Source organism: Oceanimonas sp. MB9, assembly GCF_011319775.1.
GTDB classification, from domain to species: domain Bacteria; phylum Pseudomonadota; class Gammaproteobacteria; order Enterobacterales; family Aeromonadaceae; genus Oceanimonas; species Oceanimonas doudoroffii.
In genome coordinates this window covers 1-15,409 of the sequence record NZ_VFBE01000002.1, presented here as the reverse complement: position 1 = coordinate 15,409, position 15,409 = coordinate 1, and the positions used below count along the sequence as shown (strand labels likewise).

The 15,409-nt window shown below is 61.4% G+C and carries 17 protein-coding genes and 1 rRNA gene; 12 read left to right on the top strand and 6 right to left on the bottom strand.

Annotation, left to right across the window (positions count from 1 at the left end; all coding sequences use genetic code 11):
- The first annotated feature begins 75 nt into the window (after positions 1-75).
- From OJHNALOF_RS01270 to rmuC, 3 genes are read left to right on the top strand one after another with little or no spacing between them, the layout of a single operon-like run.
- The gene (locus tag OJHNALOF_RS01270; RefSeq protein ID WP_165660908.1) at positions 76-969 is read left to right on the top strand and encodes a PfkB family carbohydrate kinase; all 894 of its coding nucleotides are present in this window, start codon (positions 76-78) and stop codon (positions 967-969) included.
- The gene (locus OJHNALOF_RS01265) at positions 966-1,199 is read left to right on the top strand and encodes a hypothetical protein (protein ID WP_094202140.1); all 234 of its coding nucleotides are present in this window, start codon (positions 966-968) and stop codon (positions 1,197-1,199) included. The genes OJHNALOF_RS01270 and OJHNALOF_RS01265 overlap by 4 nt, the downstream gene beginning before the upstream one ends.
- 2 nt (positions 1,200-1,201) lie before the next feature.
- The gene (rmuC, locus tag OJHNALOF_RS01260; protein WP_165660907.1) at positions 1,202-2,563 is read left to right on the top strand and encodes a DNA recombination protein RmuC; all 1,362 of its coding nucleotides are present in this window, start codon (positions 1,202-1,204) and stop codon (positions 2,561-2,563) included.
- A gap of 12 nt (positions 2,564-2,575) precedes the next feature.
- Here the strand turns inward: rmuC and trkA are convergent, their stop codons facing one another.
- The 4 genes from trkA to def are packed head-to-tail and all read right to left on the bottom strand — an operon-like array spanning position 2,576 to position 6,742.
- A complete protein-coding gene (gene trkA / locus OJHNALOF_RS01255; RefSeq protein WP_094202138.1) occupies positions 2,576-3,952 on the bottom strand; it encodes a Trk system potassium transporter TrkA in 1,377 nt (458 codons plus the stop codon).
- Positions 3,949-5,244, bottom strand: coding sequence for a 16S rRNA (cytosine(967)-C(5))-methyltransferase RsmB (gene rsmB / locus OJHNALOF_RS01250; RefSeq protein ID WP_165660906.1), 1,296 nt, complete (start codon positions 5,242-5,244; stop codon positions 3,949-3,951). Before rsmB ends, trkA begins: the two co-directional genes overlap by 4 nt.
- A 23-nt stretch (positions 5,245-5,267) precedes the next feature.
- Complete coding sequence (gene fmt, locus OJHNALOF_RS01245) at positions 5,268-6,212, bottom strand: methionyl-tRNA formyltransferase (protein WP_165660905.1); 945 nt, start codon at positions 6,210-6,212, stop codon at positions 5,268-5,270.
- Positions 6,213-6,232: 20 nt separating this feature from the next.
- The gene (gene def, locus OJHNALOF_RS01240; RefSeq protein ID WP_165660904.1) at positions 6,233-6,742 is read right to left on the bottom strand and encodes a peptide deformylase; all 510 of its coding nucleotides are present in this window, start codon (positions 6,740-6,742) and stop codon (positions 6,233-6,235) included.
- A 113-nt stretch (positions 6,743-6,855) separates the two neighbouring features.
- Between def and OJHNALOF_RS01235 the strand changes: the two genes are divergently transcribed.
- The 6 genes from OJHNALOF_RS01235 to hemF are packed head-to-tail and all read left to right on the top strand — an operon-like array spanning position 6,856 to position 11,601.
- Complete coding sequence (locus tag OJHNALOF_RS01235) at positions 6,856-7,929, top strand: LysM peptidoglycan-binding domain-containing protein (RefSeq protein WP_165660903.1); 1,074 nt, start codon at positions 6,856-6,858, stop codon at positions 7,927-7,929.
- Positions 7,910-9,004, top strand: coding sequence for a DNA-processing protein DprA (gene dprA, locus OJHNALOF_RS01230; protein WP_094202133.1), 1,095 nt, complete (start codon positions 7,910-7,912; stop codon positions 9,002-9,004). Before OJHNALOF_RS01235 ends, dprA begins: the two co-directional genes overlap by 20 nt.
- A gap of 2 nt (positions 9,005-9,006) precedes the next feature.
- Positions 9,007-9,480: a DUF494 family protein gene (locus OJHNALOF_RS01225; protein WP_094202132.1), complete on the top strand. Its 474-nt coding sequence runs from the start codon at positions 9,007-9,009 to the stop codon at positions 9,478-9,480.
- A gap of 48 nt (positions 9,481-9,528) precedes the next feature.
- The gene (locus OJHNALOF_RS01220; RefSeq protein ID WP_094202131.1) at positions 9,529-10,071 is read left to right on the top strand and encodes a type I DNA topoisomerase; all 543 of its coding nucleotides are present in this window, start codon (positions 9,529-9,531) and stop codon (positions 10,069-10,071) included.
- Between the two features lie 34 nt (positions 10,072-10,105).
- Positions 10,106-10,669 carry a Sua5/YciO/YrdC/YwlC family protein gene (locus OJHNALOF_RS01215; RefSeq protein ID WP_094202130.1) on the top strand — a complete coding sequence of 188 codons (564 nt, stop codon included), beginning with the start codon at positions 10,106-10,108 and terminating at the stop codon, positions 10,667-10,669.
- Between the two features lie 23 nt (positions 10,670-10,692).
- The gene (gene hemF, locus OJHNALOF_RS01210) at positions 10,693-11,601 is read left to right on the top strand and encodes an oxygen-dependent coproporphyrinogen oxidase (protein WP_165660902.1); all 909 of its coding nucleotides are present in this window, start codon (positions 10,693-10,695) and stop codon (positions 11,599-11,601) included.
- Here the strand turns inward: hemF and hdfR are convergent.
- Entirely contained in the window at positions 11,598-12,455 is an 858-nt protein-coding gene (hdfR, locus tag OJHNALOF_RS01205; RefSeq protein ID WP_206063516.1) for an HTH-type transcriptional regulator HdfR, read from the bottom strand. The two genes, hemF and hdfR, sit on opposite strands and share 4 nt — an antisense overlap.
- Positions 12,456-12,617: 162 nt before the next feature.
- Between hdfR and aroE the strand changes: the two genes are divergently transcribed.
- Together aroE and OJHNALOF_RS01195 are read left to right on the top strand one after the other, a co-directional pair.
- Entirely contained in the window at positions 12,618-13,442 is an 825-nt protein-coding gene (gene aroE, locus OJHNALOF_RS01200; RefSeq protein WP_165660901.1) for a shikimate dehydrogenase, read from the top strand.
- Positions 13,439-13,699, top strand: coding sequence for a DUF1488 domain-containing protein (locus OJHNALOF_RS01195; protein WP_094202126.1), 261 nt, complete (start codon positions 13,439-13,441; stop codon positions 13,697-13,699). The genes aroE and OJHNALOF_RS01195 overlap by 4 nt, the downstream gene beginning before the upstream one ends.
- Positions 13,700-13,765: 66 nt before the next feature.
- Here OJHNALOF_RS01195 and OJHNALOF_RS01190 read toward each other — a convergent pair whose 3' ends face one another.
- Positions 13,766-14,302 carry a gamma carbonic anhydrase family protein gene (locus OJHNALOF_RS01190; protein ID WP_165660900.1) on the bottom strand — a complete coding sequence of 179 codons (537 nt, stop codon included), beginning with the start codon at positions 14,300-14,302 and terminating at the stop codon, positions 13,766-13,768.
- Between the two features lie 458 nt (positions 14,303-14,760).
- Between OJHNALOF_RS01190 and OJHNALOF_RS01185 the strand changes: the two genes are divergently transcribed.
- Positions 14,761-15,409: ribosomal RNA gene (locus OJHNALOF_RS01185) — 16S ribosomal RNA — on the top strand; the annotation flags it as partial.

Sequence of the window (15,409 nt, the reverse complement as noted above, 5' to 3'; positions counted from 1 at the left end):
TAAATGGACCCTCGGGGTGGTGCCCGCCAGCCGCCTTGGCTAAGATGCGCTTTCTGACGTTTCGGGAGGCGGTTCATGCCGGGAGCAAACAACATCAACAAGCGCATAGTGCTGCTGGCCAATCTCAACTGCGATCATGTGCTGCAGCTGGAAGCGCCCTTGTCGGCCGGGGCCCGGCTGCATTACCGGGACGGCGGCCGTCGCCTCGGGGGCGGGGCCGCCAATACCGGCACCGGCCTGTGCTGGGCCGGGCACCAGGTGATGCTGGCGTCCCGCCTGGGGCGGGACGCCACCGGCGACTGGCTGCAGCAACAGGCGGCGCAGCTTGGGCTGAACCTGGACTATGTAGAACGCGTTGATGGCCACGCCGGCGAGTTGCTGGTGCTGGTGGACAGCCGGGGCGAGCGCACCATACTGCGCCAGGCCAGGCCCGCGGCCTTGCCGGCCCGGCTGCCTCAAGGGCCGGTGGACTGCCTCTACGTCAATACCGACGGCGCCGAGGTGGCGACCTACATGGAGGCCATGAACGCCCACAGCCTGGTGATCAGCCAGTATCCCAGAAGCGGACGCTGGGCGCGGCCCTGCCGAGTGATGATCGCTTCTGCCGCCGACATGGGTGAGATTGCCGATCCCTGGCAGCATGCACAGGCCCTGGCCGGTGAGCGGCTGGAGTGGCTGGTGCTGACTCGAGGGGAAGCCGGTGCCGAGGCCATTTCCGCCGGCCGGCATCTGCGGGTGCCGGCCCTCAAGATGAAGGTGGTGGACGCCACCGGTGCCGGCGACGCCTTTGCCGGCGGCCTGGTTCACGCCCTGGTATCGGGGCGGTCCATGGCCGATGCCCTGGCCGAGGCCGTGCGTTGGGCCGCCTGTACCCTGTCGTCGTCCTCTTCCATTCCTTCGGGGCGGCTGCGGGACTACCTGGCTGGTAAGCTGATAACAGAGGATCTGCATGGAGACGGCGTGTCGTGAATGACGGTTTTCTGGCTTCCGTCCTAGCGCTGTGCTGGCGCTGGTCGGTGTTTCTGATGTTCCCCCTGCTGGTCTTTGGCTACGTGGAGGTGCTGGGGGTGCCCCTGGCCGAGTTTGACAACGGCGTGAATCATCACAAGTGGATTCTGGTGTCGCTGTATCTGCTCTATGTGTTGCTGTGGTGGCGCCTTAACCGCCGCGTACTGGCGTTGATTGCCCGGCGGAGGTAAGAATGACGGAATGGTTGCCTGCCTACTGGCCGCTGGCGCTGGCGGCGTTATCGGGCCTGGCCGGCTGGGGCCTGACCCGGCTGGCCATGGGCGTGCGGCTGCAGCTGGCGGCCCAGCAGGCCGAGCACTGGCAGCGCGGGCTGAAGGAACGTCAGGTCGAGCTGCAGGACACGCGCCAGCGGCTGGAGCAGCAGCAGCAGCTGGTGTTGAAAATGAACGGCCGGCTCAAGGAATACGAGACCCTGCTGCGTCAGGAACGGCAATGGGCGGCGGAAAAGCAGGCCCAGTTTGAAGCCAGTGAAACTCGGCTGCAGCAGCAGTTCGAAAACCTGGCCCAGCGCATTTTTGAACAGAAAACCCATAACCTGCGTGAGCTGAATCAGACCAGTCTGGACGCCTTGCTGGGGCCGCTGCGGGAGCAGCTGGAAGGCTTTCGCCGCAATATGCAGGAAACCTACGCCGACGAGAGCCGCCAGCGCCACAGCCTGAAATTTGAAATTGAACGGCTGGCGGAGCTGCACCGGCAGATGAGCGCCGATACCAACGCCCTGACCCGAGCCCTGAAGGGCGACAGCAAGCAGCAGGGCAACTGGGGCGAGGTGGTGTTGTCTCGGGTGCTGTCGGAGTCGGGCCTGCGCGAAGGCCATGAATACAGCACTCAGCAAAGTCTGAGCAACGCCGACGGCAAGCGCTACCAGCCCGATGTGATCGTGCACCTGCCCCAGGACAAGGACATTATCATCGACGCCAAGGTCTCGCTCACCGCCTATGAGCGTTACTTTAACGGAGACACCCAGGCCGAGCGTGAGCAGGCCCTGCGGGAGCACGTGACCTCGGTGCGGGGCCATATTCGTGAACTGGGACGCAAGGATTATCATCAGCTGCAGGGGGTGCGCACCCTGGACTATGTGCTGATGTTTGTGGCGGTGGAGCCGGCCTTTCTGGTGGCGGTAGAAGCCGAGCCCGGCCTGGTGAAATATGCCCTCGACCACAATATTTTGCTGGTTAGTCCCACCAACCTGCTGGTAGCCCTGCGCACCATAGAGAATCTGTGGCGGGTAGAGCGGCAGAACCAGAACGCCCGGCGCATTGCCGAGTCGGCGGGCAAACTCTACGAAAAATTGCGGCTGTTTACCGAAGACATGGAGGCGGTGGGTGGCTCACTGCGCCGTGCCGACGACAGCTACCAGCGCGCCATGAAGCGGCTCAGCCAGGGCCGGGGCAACCTGGTGCGCCAGGCCGAGGCCTTTCGCGAGCTGGGGGTGGAGGTCACCAAGCCGCTGCCCGAACACCTGCGGGAGCAGGCACGGCTGCAGGACGAAGACGAGCCGATTCGGCTAAACGGCAGCCGGCCCCCGGAATGAGGGGCCGGGCCGTTACAGGAAGAAGGGGCTGGGCTGAAACAGCCGCTCCACTTCCGGAATAAACTTCTTGTCGACCAGAAACAGCACCACGTGATCGTTTTGCTCGATCACCGTCTTGTCGTGACCGATCAGTACCTCTTCGCCGCGTACGATGGCGCCTATGGTGGTGCCTGGGGGCAGCTTGAGGTCGCCGATGCGGCGGCCCACCACCCGTGAGGTGGTGCTGTCGCCGTGGGCGATGGCTTCAATGGCTTCCGCCGCACCCCGGCGCAGGGAATACACGTTGACGATGTCGGCCCGGCGCACATGGGTCAGCAGGGCGGAAATGGTGGCCTGCTGGGGCGAGATGGCCACGTCTATGGTGCCGCCCTGCACCAGATCCACATAGGCGCCGCGCTGGATCAGTACCATCACCTTGCGCGCGCCCATTTTCTTGGCGAGCATGGCCGACATGATGTTGGCTTCGTCCTGGTTGGTGACCGCGATAAACACGTCCACCTGATCGATGTGCTCTTCCAGCAGCAGTTCCTGATCCGAGGCGTCGCCGCAGAACACGATGGTGTGCTCCAGCAGCTCCGACAACTGCTCCGCCCGGCCGGGGTTGTGTTCAATCAGCTTGACTGAATAGTGTCGCTCCAGCCGCCGCGCCAGGCCGGCGCCGATATTGCCGCCGCCGACTATCATGATGCGTTTGTAGTCACTCTCCAGTCGTTGCAGCTCCGACATCACCGCGCGAATATGACCGCTGGCGGCCACGAAAAACACCTCGTCGTCGGCCTCGATAATGGTGGTGCCTTGCGGACGAATGGGCCTGTCCTGGCGAAAGATGGCCGCCACTCGAGTATCGATACCGGGCATGTGATCTCGCAGGGTGGAGAGCGCGTTGCCCACCAGGGGGCCGCCGTAATAGGCCTTGATCGCCACCAGGCCCACCTTGCCTTCGGCAAAGTCCACCACCTGCAGGGCGCCCGGATACTGCACCAGACGGTAGATGTATTCGGTGACCAGCTGCTCGGGGGCGATCAGGTTGTCTACCGGAATGGCTTCGTTCAGAAACAGCCGCTCCCGCTCGGCGAGGAATTCCGGCGAGCGAATGCGGGCCACCTTGTTGGGCGTGTTGAACAGGGAGTAGGCCACCTGACAGGCGATCATGTTGGTTTCGTCGCTGCTGGTGACCGCCACCAGCATGTCGGCATCCTGGGCGCCGGCTTCCCGCAGCACCGCCGGATAGGCACCGTGGCCGTTGACCACCCGCAAATCGTACTTGTCCTGCAGCTCGCGCAGCCGTTCGGTATTGGTATCGACTATGGTGATGTCGTTGTTTTCGCCGACCAGGTTTTCCGCCAGGGTACCGCCCACCTGGCCGGCCCCCAGAATGATGATTTTCATGCCTGTTTCGCTATCCTGGCGTAATAGAAACCGTCACGGCCCAGTGCGTCCGGCAGCAGCTGCCAGCCCGGTTGTGCCGGCGTGTCGTCGGCATGCAGGGGCTGGTGCACGGCATCGGGCGTACGGGCCAGAAAGGCCTTGATCTGCTCCCGGTTTTCGTCGGGCAAAATGGAGCAGGTGGCATACAGCAGCATACCGCCGGGTTTCAGCTGTTGCCACAGGGCATCGAGAATACGCGACTGCAGGGCGGCGAGCTGGGCGATGTCTTCGGGCCGGCGTAGCCACTTGATATCGGGGTGGCGGCGAATTACCCCGGTGGCGGAGCAGGGGGCGTCGAGCAGAATGCGATCGAATTGCGGCCCCTGCCACCAATCGGCAGGCCGAGCGGCGTCGCCCTGCAGTACGGTGGCTTCCAGGCCGATGCGTTCCAGGTTCTGGTACACCCGCTGCAGCCGCTCCGGGTCCATGTCGATGGCCACCAGCTGTTTCAGCGCGGGCTGTCGCTCCAGCACGTGCGCGGTTTTGCCGCCGGGGGCGGCGCAGGCGTCGAGTATCAGCTCGCCCGGTTGGGCGTCGAGCAATTGGGCCGCCAGCTGGGCGGCGGCGTCCTGCACCGAGCAGTGGCCTTCGGCAAAGCCGGGCAAGGTGGAGACGTCCGCCGGGCGCGCCAGCCGCAGGGCCTGGGCGGCCACCGGATCGGGAAAGGCCTCAATGCCGTGCTCCGCCAGCAGCGCCGCATACCGCTCCCGGCTGTGGTGGCTTTCATTGACGCGAATCCACATGGGCGGATGGCAGTTGTTGGCGGCCATGATGTCCTGCCACTGCTTCGCATAGGCCTGTTGCAGCCGCTTTACCAGCCAGTTGGGGTGGGCCTGGCGCAGCTGGGGCAGGGCGTCCACCTTTTGTTCCAGATCATGCTGCTGGCGCTGCACATTGCGCAGCACCCCGTTGACCAGCCCCTTGAAGGGGTCGGCCTTGAGCCGCTTGCAGGCGGCCACGGTTTCCGCCAGGGCGGCATGGGGCGGAATGCGGGTATACAGCAGCTGATACAGGCCCACCAGCAGCAGGGCGTGCACGGGCTGGTATTTGCCCTTGAGTGGCTTGTCGAGCAGCTGCTTGGCCATGGCATCGAGCCGGCTGTACCAGCGCAGGGTGCCAAAGCACAGCTCCTGCAGCAGGGCGCGATCCTTGGCGGCCACCTCCTGTTGATAGCGGGGCAGCAGGGTAGACAGGGACTGGCCCTGGTTGATCACCCGGTGAACAATATTGGCCGCGGCGGCGCGAGTTTTCATGGCATTCTCTTAATGTGCGGTATTCAGGGCAGTTGGGTGCCGGGGGTGAACCAGTCCTTGCGGGCGTTGAGCAGATCCTGGCAACTCATGGCCTTTTTGCCCGGGGGCTGCAGGCTGAGCAGGCGCAGCACGCCGTCGCCGGTGGCCACGTCGATGCCGTTTTTACCGGCGGCGATGATGGTGCCCGGGGCGGCGGTGGTGCTCTGGTCCAGCACCTCGGTTTGCCACAGCTTGATATTGTGTTCGGCCACCATGAAGTAGCTGACCGGCCAGGGGTTAAAGGCGCGTACGCAGCGCTCCAGCCGAGCGGCAGGCAAAGACCAGTCGATGCGGGCTTCTTCCTTACTGAGCTTCTCGGCGTAGTTGGCCTCGGCGTCGTTCTGCGGCTCGGCCACGGCGCTGCCATCGGCGAGCTGGTCCAGTGTGTGCAACAATGCCTGCGGACCCAGCCCAGCCAGTTTTTCATAGAGACTGGTGGAGGTGTCGTCGGCGGCAATGGACAGGCTTGCCTTGTGCAACATGGCACCGGTGTCCAGGCCCTTGTCCATCTGCATGATGGTGACGCCGGTGTCGGCGTCGCCGGCCCAGATAGCGCGCTGAATGGGGGCAGCGCCGCGCCAGCGGGGCAGCAGCGAGCCGTGCACGTTAATACAGCCTAGGCGCGGAGTGTCGAGCACCACCTGGGGCAGGATCAGGCCGTAGGCCACCACCACCATGAGATCGGCGCCCAGCGCCGCCAGCTCGGCCTGAGCCTCTTCGCTGCGCAGGCTCTGAGGCTGAAACACCGGCAGACCGGCCTGCTCGGCGGTCACTTTGACCGGGCTGGGCGTGAGTTTTTTGCCCCGGCCGGCGGGCCGGTCGGGCTGGGTGTAGACGGCAATGACATTGTGGCCGGCGTTCAGCAGCGCCTGCAGGTGGCGGGCGGCAAAGTCGGGGGTGCCGGCAAAAATCAGATTGAGTTTGCTCAAGAGACGTCCTTAGCGAGGGATCAGCGTTGGTCCTGGCGGGCCATTTTTTCCATTTTCTGACGAATGCGCTGACGCTTGAGCGGCGACAGGTAGTCGACAAACAGCTTGCCCATCAGGTGATCCATCTCATGCTGAATGCAGATGGCCAGCAGATCGTCGGCTTCCAGTTCAAAGGTCTCGCCGTGGCGATCCTGGGCGCGTACCTTCACCCGCTCGGCGCGGGGCACCAGGGCGCGGGCGCCGGGTACTGACAGGCAGCCTTCCTCGATACCGGTGCTGCCGTGCTCTTCCAGAATTTCCGGATTGATCAGCACCAGCGGGTGCTCGCGGTCTTCGGACACGTCGATGACGATAAGACGCTGATGAATGTCGACCTGAGTGGCGGCCAGGCCGATGCCTTCCTCGGCATACATGGTCTCAAACATATCATCTACAATGGTCTGTAACTCGGGCGTAAAGGCCTCAACCGGCTTTGCGACCGTGCGCAGGCGCTCATCGGGAAAGCGCAATACTTCTAATACATTTGCCATAACTACGGTGTTTTTCCTGTATTCGGTTCTGCAAGTATTTTAGCCATTTACAACATAAAGATCAGCAATAGTTGGCGGCCGCCGCACATGGCGCAAAATCGGGGAACACGGACGTGAACATATCAAGAGCACTCTTGCTGGGCGGCACGCTATTGCTGACCGCCGGTCTGGCCCAGGCACAGCCCCTGACGTTGAAACAGGATCACCCCAGCCATTACACGGTGCGCAAGGGCGATACCCTGTGGGACATTTCTGCGCATTTTCTCAACTCGCCCTGGCACTGGCCCAAGCTGTGGCATGCCAACCCTCAGGTAGCCAACCCACATCTCATTTATCCCGGCGACCGACTCACCCTGATCTGGGTGAATGGCGAGCCCCGGCTGGTACGGGAAGGCAGTGTACTGGCCAATGAGGTCAGGCTGTCGCCGCGAATGCGCGCCGAGCCGGCAGTCCCCAGCATTCCGCTCGCCGCCATCATGGACTACACCGGTAATCACGAATTGCGCTCGCCTTCGGCCCTGGAGGGCATGCCGGTGCTGCTGGGGGACCAGCAGGGGCGCACCCTGCTGCGCCAGGACGCCGCTGCCTTTGTGCGTGGTGAGCTGGTGCCGGGTGAGCTCTATGGCGTGTATCGTTCGGGAGAGGTGTTGAGGAATGATATTGATGATAGTGAGCTGGCACGGCGGCTGATGCTGGTGGGCACGGTGCTGGCGGAAGGCCGGCCTGTCGATGGTATCAGCCGGGTGCGCATCAGCAGCCTGCGGCGGGACATGCGCCCGGGCGACCGTTTGTTATCGCTGGATCCGCAGAGCGCACTGGCGGCGTTTTATCACCCCAGGCCGGGGCCAGGCCTGAACCACGGCCGAGTGCTGGCCATGGGCCACGAAGGCAGCATTGCCATGCGCCATGAGGTGGTTTTTATCAACAAGGGCAGTTTGGACGGTGTGCGCGCCGGTGATTTGTATGGCGTACTGCGGGAAAGCGCCGCCATCGACACCGCCGCCCTGGAAGAGGCAGGATTCTGGCGCCGGAGCGCCGCGAGTGAATTGCCGCCCCTGCCGGTGGCGCGCATCATGGTGTTTCGCGCCTATGACAGGGTCAGTGCCGCCCTGGTGCTGGACAGCCGTGAGCCGGTGCAGCGCCACTACCTGTTGGGTGAACCCAGTTATGACGAGCACGGCCTCTGATCATCCCCTGCTGCCCTGGCTGGCCTTGCGTGAGGCGCCGGGGTTGGGGCCGGTACGGGCCTGGCAATTGTGGCAGCGGCTGGGGCCCGGGCTGTCGTGTCCAGAGCGGCTGCTTGAGATGGGGGTCAGTGAGGCCATGCAACGCCACTTGCTGGCGCCGCAGCAGGCATTGCTGGAGCGGCTGTTGGCATGGTGCCGGGGCGGCCCCGGGCGGCATATTCTGACACGGCATCATCCCGACTATCCGCTGGCGCTCAACCAGTTGCCCGATGCGCCCCTGCTGTTATTTGTGGAAGGCAACAGCACCGCCCTGAATGTGCCCCAACTGGCGGTGGTGGGCAGCCGGCATCCGTCCTATGTGGGCAAGCAAAACACCCAGGCCTTGATACCGCCGCTGGTTGAAGCCGGGCTGGCCATCACCTCGGGGCTGGCCATGGGCATAGACGGTCTGGCGCATCGCGCGGCACTGGATGCCGGTGGTATCACATTGGCGGTGTTTGGCTCCGGGTTGGCACGCTGCCACCCCAAGCGGCATGCTCGACTGGCCGGGGAGCTGGTAGAGCACGGTGGAGCTCTGTTGTCGGAGTGTTACCCCTGGGAGCCGCCTCAGGCCTTTCAGTTTCCCCGTCGTAACCGCATTATCAGCGGTCTCAGCCTGGGCGTGCTGGTGATGGAGGCGGCCGAGCGAAGCGGTTCGCTTATTACCGCCCGCTTTGCCCTGGAGCAGGGACGTGAGGTGTTTGCCGTGCCCGGCGCCCGCCAGAATCCCCAGGCCTGTGGTTGTAACCGGTTGATCCAGCAGGGGGCCAAACTGGTCAACGAGGCGAATGATGTACTGGAAGAGCTGGCCGGCTTCTCTGCGGCAGCGGTCAAAATTCACGAGACCGCAACGGAGCAATCATTGCCTTATCCGGACTTGTTGGATAACGTAGATTCAGAGGCAACGGCGCCGGATGTTATCGCGGCACGCTGCCAGCAGCCGGTGCATGAGGTGTTGACCCGGTTGGTCGAGCTGGAACTGGCTGGCTGGGTGGAATCCGTGCCCGGGGGTTATGTCAGAGCGAGGAGGAGCTGATCATGTTCGAAGTACTTATGTACTTGTTCGAGACCTACATCCATACCGATGTAGACACCATGGTGGATCAGGATGAACTCGCCGAAGAACTGACCCAGGCGGGCTTTAACCGGGAAGAGATCCTCAAGGCGCTGGCCTGGCTTGAGCGACTGGCCGAGTTGCAGGAGGCGGAAGACTCGCCGTCCTGGGCGCGGTCCACGCCCGAGTCATTTCGCATTTACACGCCGGAAGAGCTGTACAAGCTTGATACCGACGGCCGGGGCTTTCTGCTGTTTCTGGAACAAATCCAGGTGTTGAACGCGGAAACCCGGGAGATCGTCATTGAGCGGGTGATGGAGCTGGACTCGCCGGTGATTGAACTGGACGATCTCAAGTGGGTGGTGCTGATGGTGCTGTTCAATGTGCCCGGCAGTGAGTCGGCCTACCATCAGCTGGAAGAGCTGCTGTTCGAGCAGCCCGACGGAGCGGTTCACTGAACACGGCCGCGCTGGTAGAATTCGCCTCAGTGAATTCGGAGGCGCGGCATGTCCAAAATCGATCCCAGTCTGTTCAGCGGTCAGCACGGAGCCAGGCCCGATGAGCCCTGTCCCCGCTGCGGCCAACCTCTGCACCTGCGCCATGGCAAGCATGGCGCCTTTCTTGGCTGCTCGGCCTATCCCGACTGTGATTACCTGCGCCCGCTCAAGGTGATTGAGCACGACGAGGACGTGGAAAAGCCCCTTGAAGGCAGCGCCTGCCCGCTGTGTGGCCACACCCTGGCCATTCGCAAGGGGCGTTATGGGCTGTTTATCGGCTGCTCCCATTATCCGTCCTGTCACTACGTGGCCGATATCAACGAACAAAGCAGCAACGAGCCACCCTGCCCGGTGTGTGCCAAGGGCCGCCTGGTGGCCCGCACCTCCCGCTACGGCAAGCGGTTCTATGCCTGCGATGCCTATCCCGGTTGTCGCTTTATCATCAATGACAAACCGGTGGCTCAGGCCTGCCCTAAATGCGGTTTCGGTATTCTGGCCGAGCGCAAGGGGCGGCTCTATTGCCCCAACAAAGGCTGCGACCATCAGCAATAAGCGGCTTTATTTCAAGAAAGGAAGTTCATTATCAATGACTCAGCAAACGCTTTTTACCGCCGTTGACCGGCTCGAACAGGGTGGCGTGATCGGTTACGCCACAGAAGCGGTGTTTGGCATTGGATGCGATCCCGATAACGGCGAGGCGGTGCAACGGGTGCTGACCATCAAGGAGCGTCCCATCGACAAGGGCCTGGTGCTGATCGCCGCCGACTTCAGCCAGTTACAGCCTTACCTGGATCTGACCCGGCTGCCGGAAGGCAGGCTGGAAGTGATCCTGGCCAGCTGGCCTGGCCCCTACACCTGGATTATTCCGGCCCGCCCCGAAGTACCCGAGTGGCTTAGGGGACGTTTCGACTCCCTGGCGGTGCGGGTAACCGATCACGCCCAGGTGCATGATCTCTGCCTGGCCTTTGGCAAGCCACTGGTGTCCACCAGCGCCAACAAGAGCGGTGAGGAGCCGGCGCGTACCGCCGATGAACTGGCCGCCCGGCTCGGCAGCGAACTCGACTACATTTTGCCTGGTAACACCCACGGCAGGGCCAACCCCTCTTTGATTCGCGATGGCATTACCGGCGCCGTGGTGCGCCCGGCCTGAGTACAAGGCAACAAGGAAACAAGATGAATAGCAAACCGAATACGGCGGCGGTAAAGGCGTTTTTATTGGAGCTGCAGGATCACATCTGCCGCCAGCTGGAGCTGGCCGACGGCACCGGCCGTTTTAAAGAAGACAGCTGGACCCGGGAAGAGGGCGGCGGCGGCCGTAGCCGAGTATTGCGTAACGGCACCGTGATCGAGCAGGGCGGCGTGAACTTTTCCCATGTGCACGGCGCCGCCATGCCGGCCTCGGCCACCGCTCATCGGCCCGAGCTGGCCGGTCGTTCGTTTGAGGCCATGGGCGTGTCCCTGGTGATCCACCCGCATAATCCTCATGTGCCCACCAGCCATGCCAATGTACGCTTTTTTATCGCCGAAAAGGAAGGTGCTGAGCCGGTGTGGTGGTTTGGCGGCGGCTTTGACCTGACTCCCTTCTATCCGGTGGAGGAAGACTGTCGGCACTGGCATCAGGTTTCAAAAGACCTGTGTGCACCCTTTGGTGATGAGGTGTATTCGAAGTACAAGGAATGGTGCGATCGCTATTTCTATCTCAAGCACCGGGATGAAACCCGGGGCGTGGGTGGCCTGTTCTTTGACGATCTCAATGACTGGCCCTTTGAGCAGTGCTTTGCCTTTATGCAGGCGGTGGGCGAGGGTTATCTGGATGCCTATTTGCCGATCATCGAGCGGCGCAAGAATACCCCTTACGGTGAGACCGAACGTCAGTTTCAGTTGTACCGGCGCGGCCGCTACGTGGAATTCAACCTGGTCTACGACAGGGGCACCCTGTTTGGCCTGCAGACCGGTGGTCGCACCGAATCTATCCTGATGTCGATGCCGCCCCTGGCGCGTTGGGAATACAACTGGCAGCCGGCGGCAAACACCGCCGAGGCCCGGCTGCAGGCGTTTCTGGTACCCAGAGACTGGGTTTAATCCTCTGCGCCTTTTCCGGCACCAAACAGTTCAATCACCTGGTCGATCAATGCCTGGCGCTCGCCGCCGGGCAAAAAGGCGGCATACACTTCCCGGCTGATGGTGGGGGCGTCGTCCACCAGAAAGAGTCGTTCCTGGTCCTGATATTGCCGAATCATGGAGCTGGGCAGAAAGGCACTGCCGCCGTGGTGCAGCAGATATTCCAGCGCAATACGCACCGAGCCGGTGTGCAGTAGCGGCGGTGTGGCGGTATTGAACAGCTTGGCATGCTGGGTGTTGAAGGCGGTGCCCCAGTCGATGCGAATATAGTCCTGGGCCATGGCCCGGCCGGCATCGAGCTCCGGGTAGGTGGAGACCAGCTGCAGATCCATGGTATGGGTGGCGATATGGCGCACGCCCTCAATGCGGGCCGGATCCGTCAGAAAGGCCAGATCCAGGGTGCGGCTCAGCAGTGCCCGGGTCATTTGCTCCGGGGTGCGAATGTCTGCCCGCAGTGACAGCGCCGGCAGCTCGCAGTAGAGCCGGTGCAGGCCGTCCTGCAGGTAGGCGTCCCACAGGTTGGCGGTGCCCGCCACCGCCAGCTGCTGAGTCTGCCGCTCACTTAGTGCTACCTCGTGCTGGGCCCGGGCCCAGGCCAGCAGCATGGACTCGGCATGAGGGATCAGCGCCTCGCCCGACGACGTCAGCTGAATGTTGTTGCGCAACCGAGTGAACAGGGTGACGCCCAGCTGGCTTTCAAGCTGACGAATGCGAAAGCTGACCGCCGACGGGGTCAGGTACAGGTGCTCTGCCGCCTTGCCGAAGTGACGAGTACGGGACACTTCCAGAAAGGTTTTTAAAAGTTCGGTATCCAAGGCCAACCACAATTATTTTGTTCGTTAGCGCAAAATCTATTCATTTCGGCGGTTAATGCAACCAAAAAAATGCCATTCGTGGCAATATGACGCCTTTCTCTAATTAAACAGCACGAGCGGAGCCCCCTGTGGCGGTCGTTTCGAACAGCAGCGAGTCACATCATGGACAGATACGTCGTTATCGGCAATCCCATCGCCCACAGCCAGTCTCCCTTTATTCATCAGGCATTTGCCGAGCAGACCGGGCAGGACATGAAGTATGAGCGCCTGCTGGCGCCGCTGGACAGTTTCGAAAGCAGCCTGCGTGACTTTGTGGAGGCAGGTGGTCAGGGTTGTAATGTGACCGTGCCCTTTAAAACCGATGCTTTGGCGGTGGCCGGTGAGCTCAGTGAGCGGGCTACCCTGGCGGAAGCGGTTAACACCCTCAAACTGTTGCCCGACGGTCGCTGGTTTGCCGATAACACCGACGGTGCCGGCCTGGTGATGGATCTGCACCGGCTGGGAGTAGCTCTGGTCGGACGGCGTATTTTGCTGCTGGGGGCGGGCGGTGCGGCTCGGGGTGTCATTGCGCCGTTACTGACGGAACAGCCGGCGACGCTGGTGGTGGCCAACCGTACCGAGAGAAGGGCCGAAATACTGGCAAATCGCTTTGCCGGGCTGGGCCCGGTCAGCCATCAGCCGCTGGATGCGCTGGAAGGGGCGTTCGACCTTATCATTAACAGCACGTCTGCCAGCCTACAGGGGGAGCAACTGGCGTTGCCAGCGAGCCTTTGCCATTCCGGTACACAAGTCTACGATATGATGTATGGACGGGAAGAAACCCCCTTTCTGCAATGGGCCGCGGAGCAGGGTGTGCAGGATCGCTTTGACGGCCTGGGCATGCTGGTGGGGCAGGCGGCAGAGAGTTTTTATCTCTGGCGTGGCGTGCGTCCCGACATGGCGCCGGTATTGCAAGCACTCAGGGCCAGGCTGGAGCAGGCACTATGAATCAGGACATTATCGTCGGTGACGAAATTTACTGGCAGCCCGAGGAGCAGCGGGTGGCGTTCAGTACCCACTGGCAGGGGCGGCAGATCCCCTGTTTTATCATGCTGCACCGGCTGGAGCACCTGTCGGGCCAGCCGCTGGCCGATGAGGCCAGCGTAATTCTGGCCTTTGAGCAGGTTCGTTTTGATATTGAAGAGCTGGTGTGCGAGCGTATTGAAGAAGAGGCCTTTGCCCCTGATGGCAGCATCGGCCTGTAATTGCATAAGACGAAAAAGGGTGAGGAGTGAGGAAAAATACATGCGCACACACCTCACACCTCACAATTAGCGTCGCTGAAGATACTCATCCTTGAGGCGCACATAGTTATCGGCCGACTCTGGCAAAAAGGCTTTTTCCTTTTCGGTAAGTGGCCGCGCCTGACGAACCGGTGAGCCTACATATAAATAGCCCGACTCCAGCCGCTTGCCCGGCGGCACCAGGGTGCCGGCACCGATAATCACATCATCCTCCACCACGGCGCCGTCCAGAATAATGGCACCCATGCCCACCAGAACTCGATTGCCGATGCTACAGGCGTGCAGCATGGCCTTGTGACCCACGGTGACATCATCGCCAATGAGCAGCGGCAGGCCATCGGGTTTGTCCTCGCTCTTGCGGGTCACGTGCAGTACGGTGCCGTCCTGAATATTGCTGCGGGCACCAATGCGAATATGGTTTACGTCGCCTCGGGCCGCCACCAGCGGCCAGATGCTGCTGTCGTCACCCAGATGAATATCACCGTACAGTACGGCAGATGTTTCCACGAATACGCGGGCACCCAGGGTGGGCGTGATGTTGTTGTAGGCCTTTAATACGCTCATAGATGTGGTCTCGTCTCTTTCAGAAGGGGCTGAATAAGGCTTTATGTTACTTGAATGGACAAAAAAGCACAGGATCTGTGTATAACTCTGTGGTTAATGTGTGGTTTTGCTGGGTTGTTGAGCTGTTGGTGCGAAAGGGCGAGTTTTTTACAAAAAAGCCCTTGCGCAAAATCGGCGGCTCCCTATAATGCGCCCTCACTGACACGGCGGAACACGCCGACGGTCACAAGGGTTGAAAGCGAACAAAACAAAGTTCAAATCAACGCTTGACGAACACCAAGAGTTGCGTAGAATACGCAGCCCTGACCAGCGAAAGCGGTCACGCTCTTTAACAATTTATCAAGCAAACTGTGTGGGCACTCGCAGTCGATTGAGAAACAAAAAATATTGTTTTTCAATGATTTGTGAAGTGCACTAGCAATAGCAGCAATTCAGATATTCATTGAGCATCAAATCTTTAATTGAAGAGTTTGATCATGGCTCAGATTGAACGCTGGCGGCAGGCCTAACACATGCAAGTCGAGCGGTAACAGGAGAGTAGCTTGCTACTTTTGCTGACGAGCGGCGGACGGGTGAGTAATACTTGGGGATCTGCCCGGTCGAGGGGGATAACCGTTGGAAACGACGGCTAATACCGCATACGCCCTACGGGGGAAAGCAGGGGACCTTCGGGCCTTGCGCGATTGGATGAACCCAAGTGAGATTAGCTAGTTGGTGAGGTAACGGCTCACCAAGGCGACGATCTCTAGCTGGTCTGAGAGGATGACCAGTCACACTGGGACTGAGACACGGCCCAGACTCCTACGGGAGGCAGCAGTGGGGAATATTGCACAATGGGGGAAACCCTGATGCAGCCATGCCGCGTGTGTGAAGAAGGCCTTCGGGTTGTAAAGCACTTTCAGTGGTGAGGAAAGGAGGTTGGCTAATACCTGACCTCTGTGACGTTAACCACAGAAGAAGCACCGGCTAACTCCGTGCCAGCAGCCGCGGTAATACGGAGGGTGCAAGCGTTAATCGGAATAACTGGGCGTAAAGCGCACGCAGGCGGTTTGTTAAGCCAGATGTGAAAGCCCCGGGCTCAACCCGGGAACTGCATTTGGAACTGGC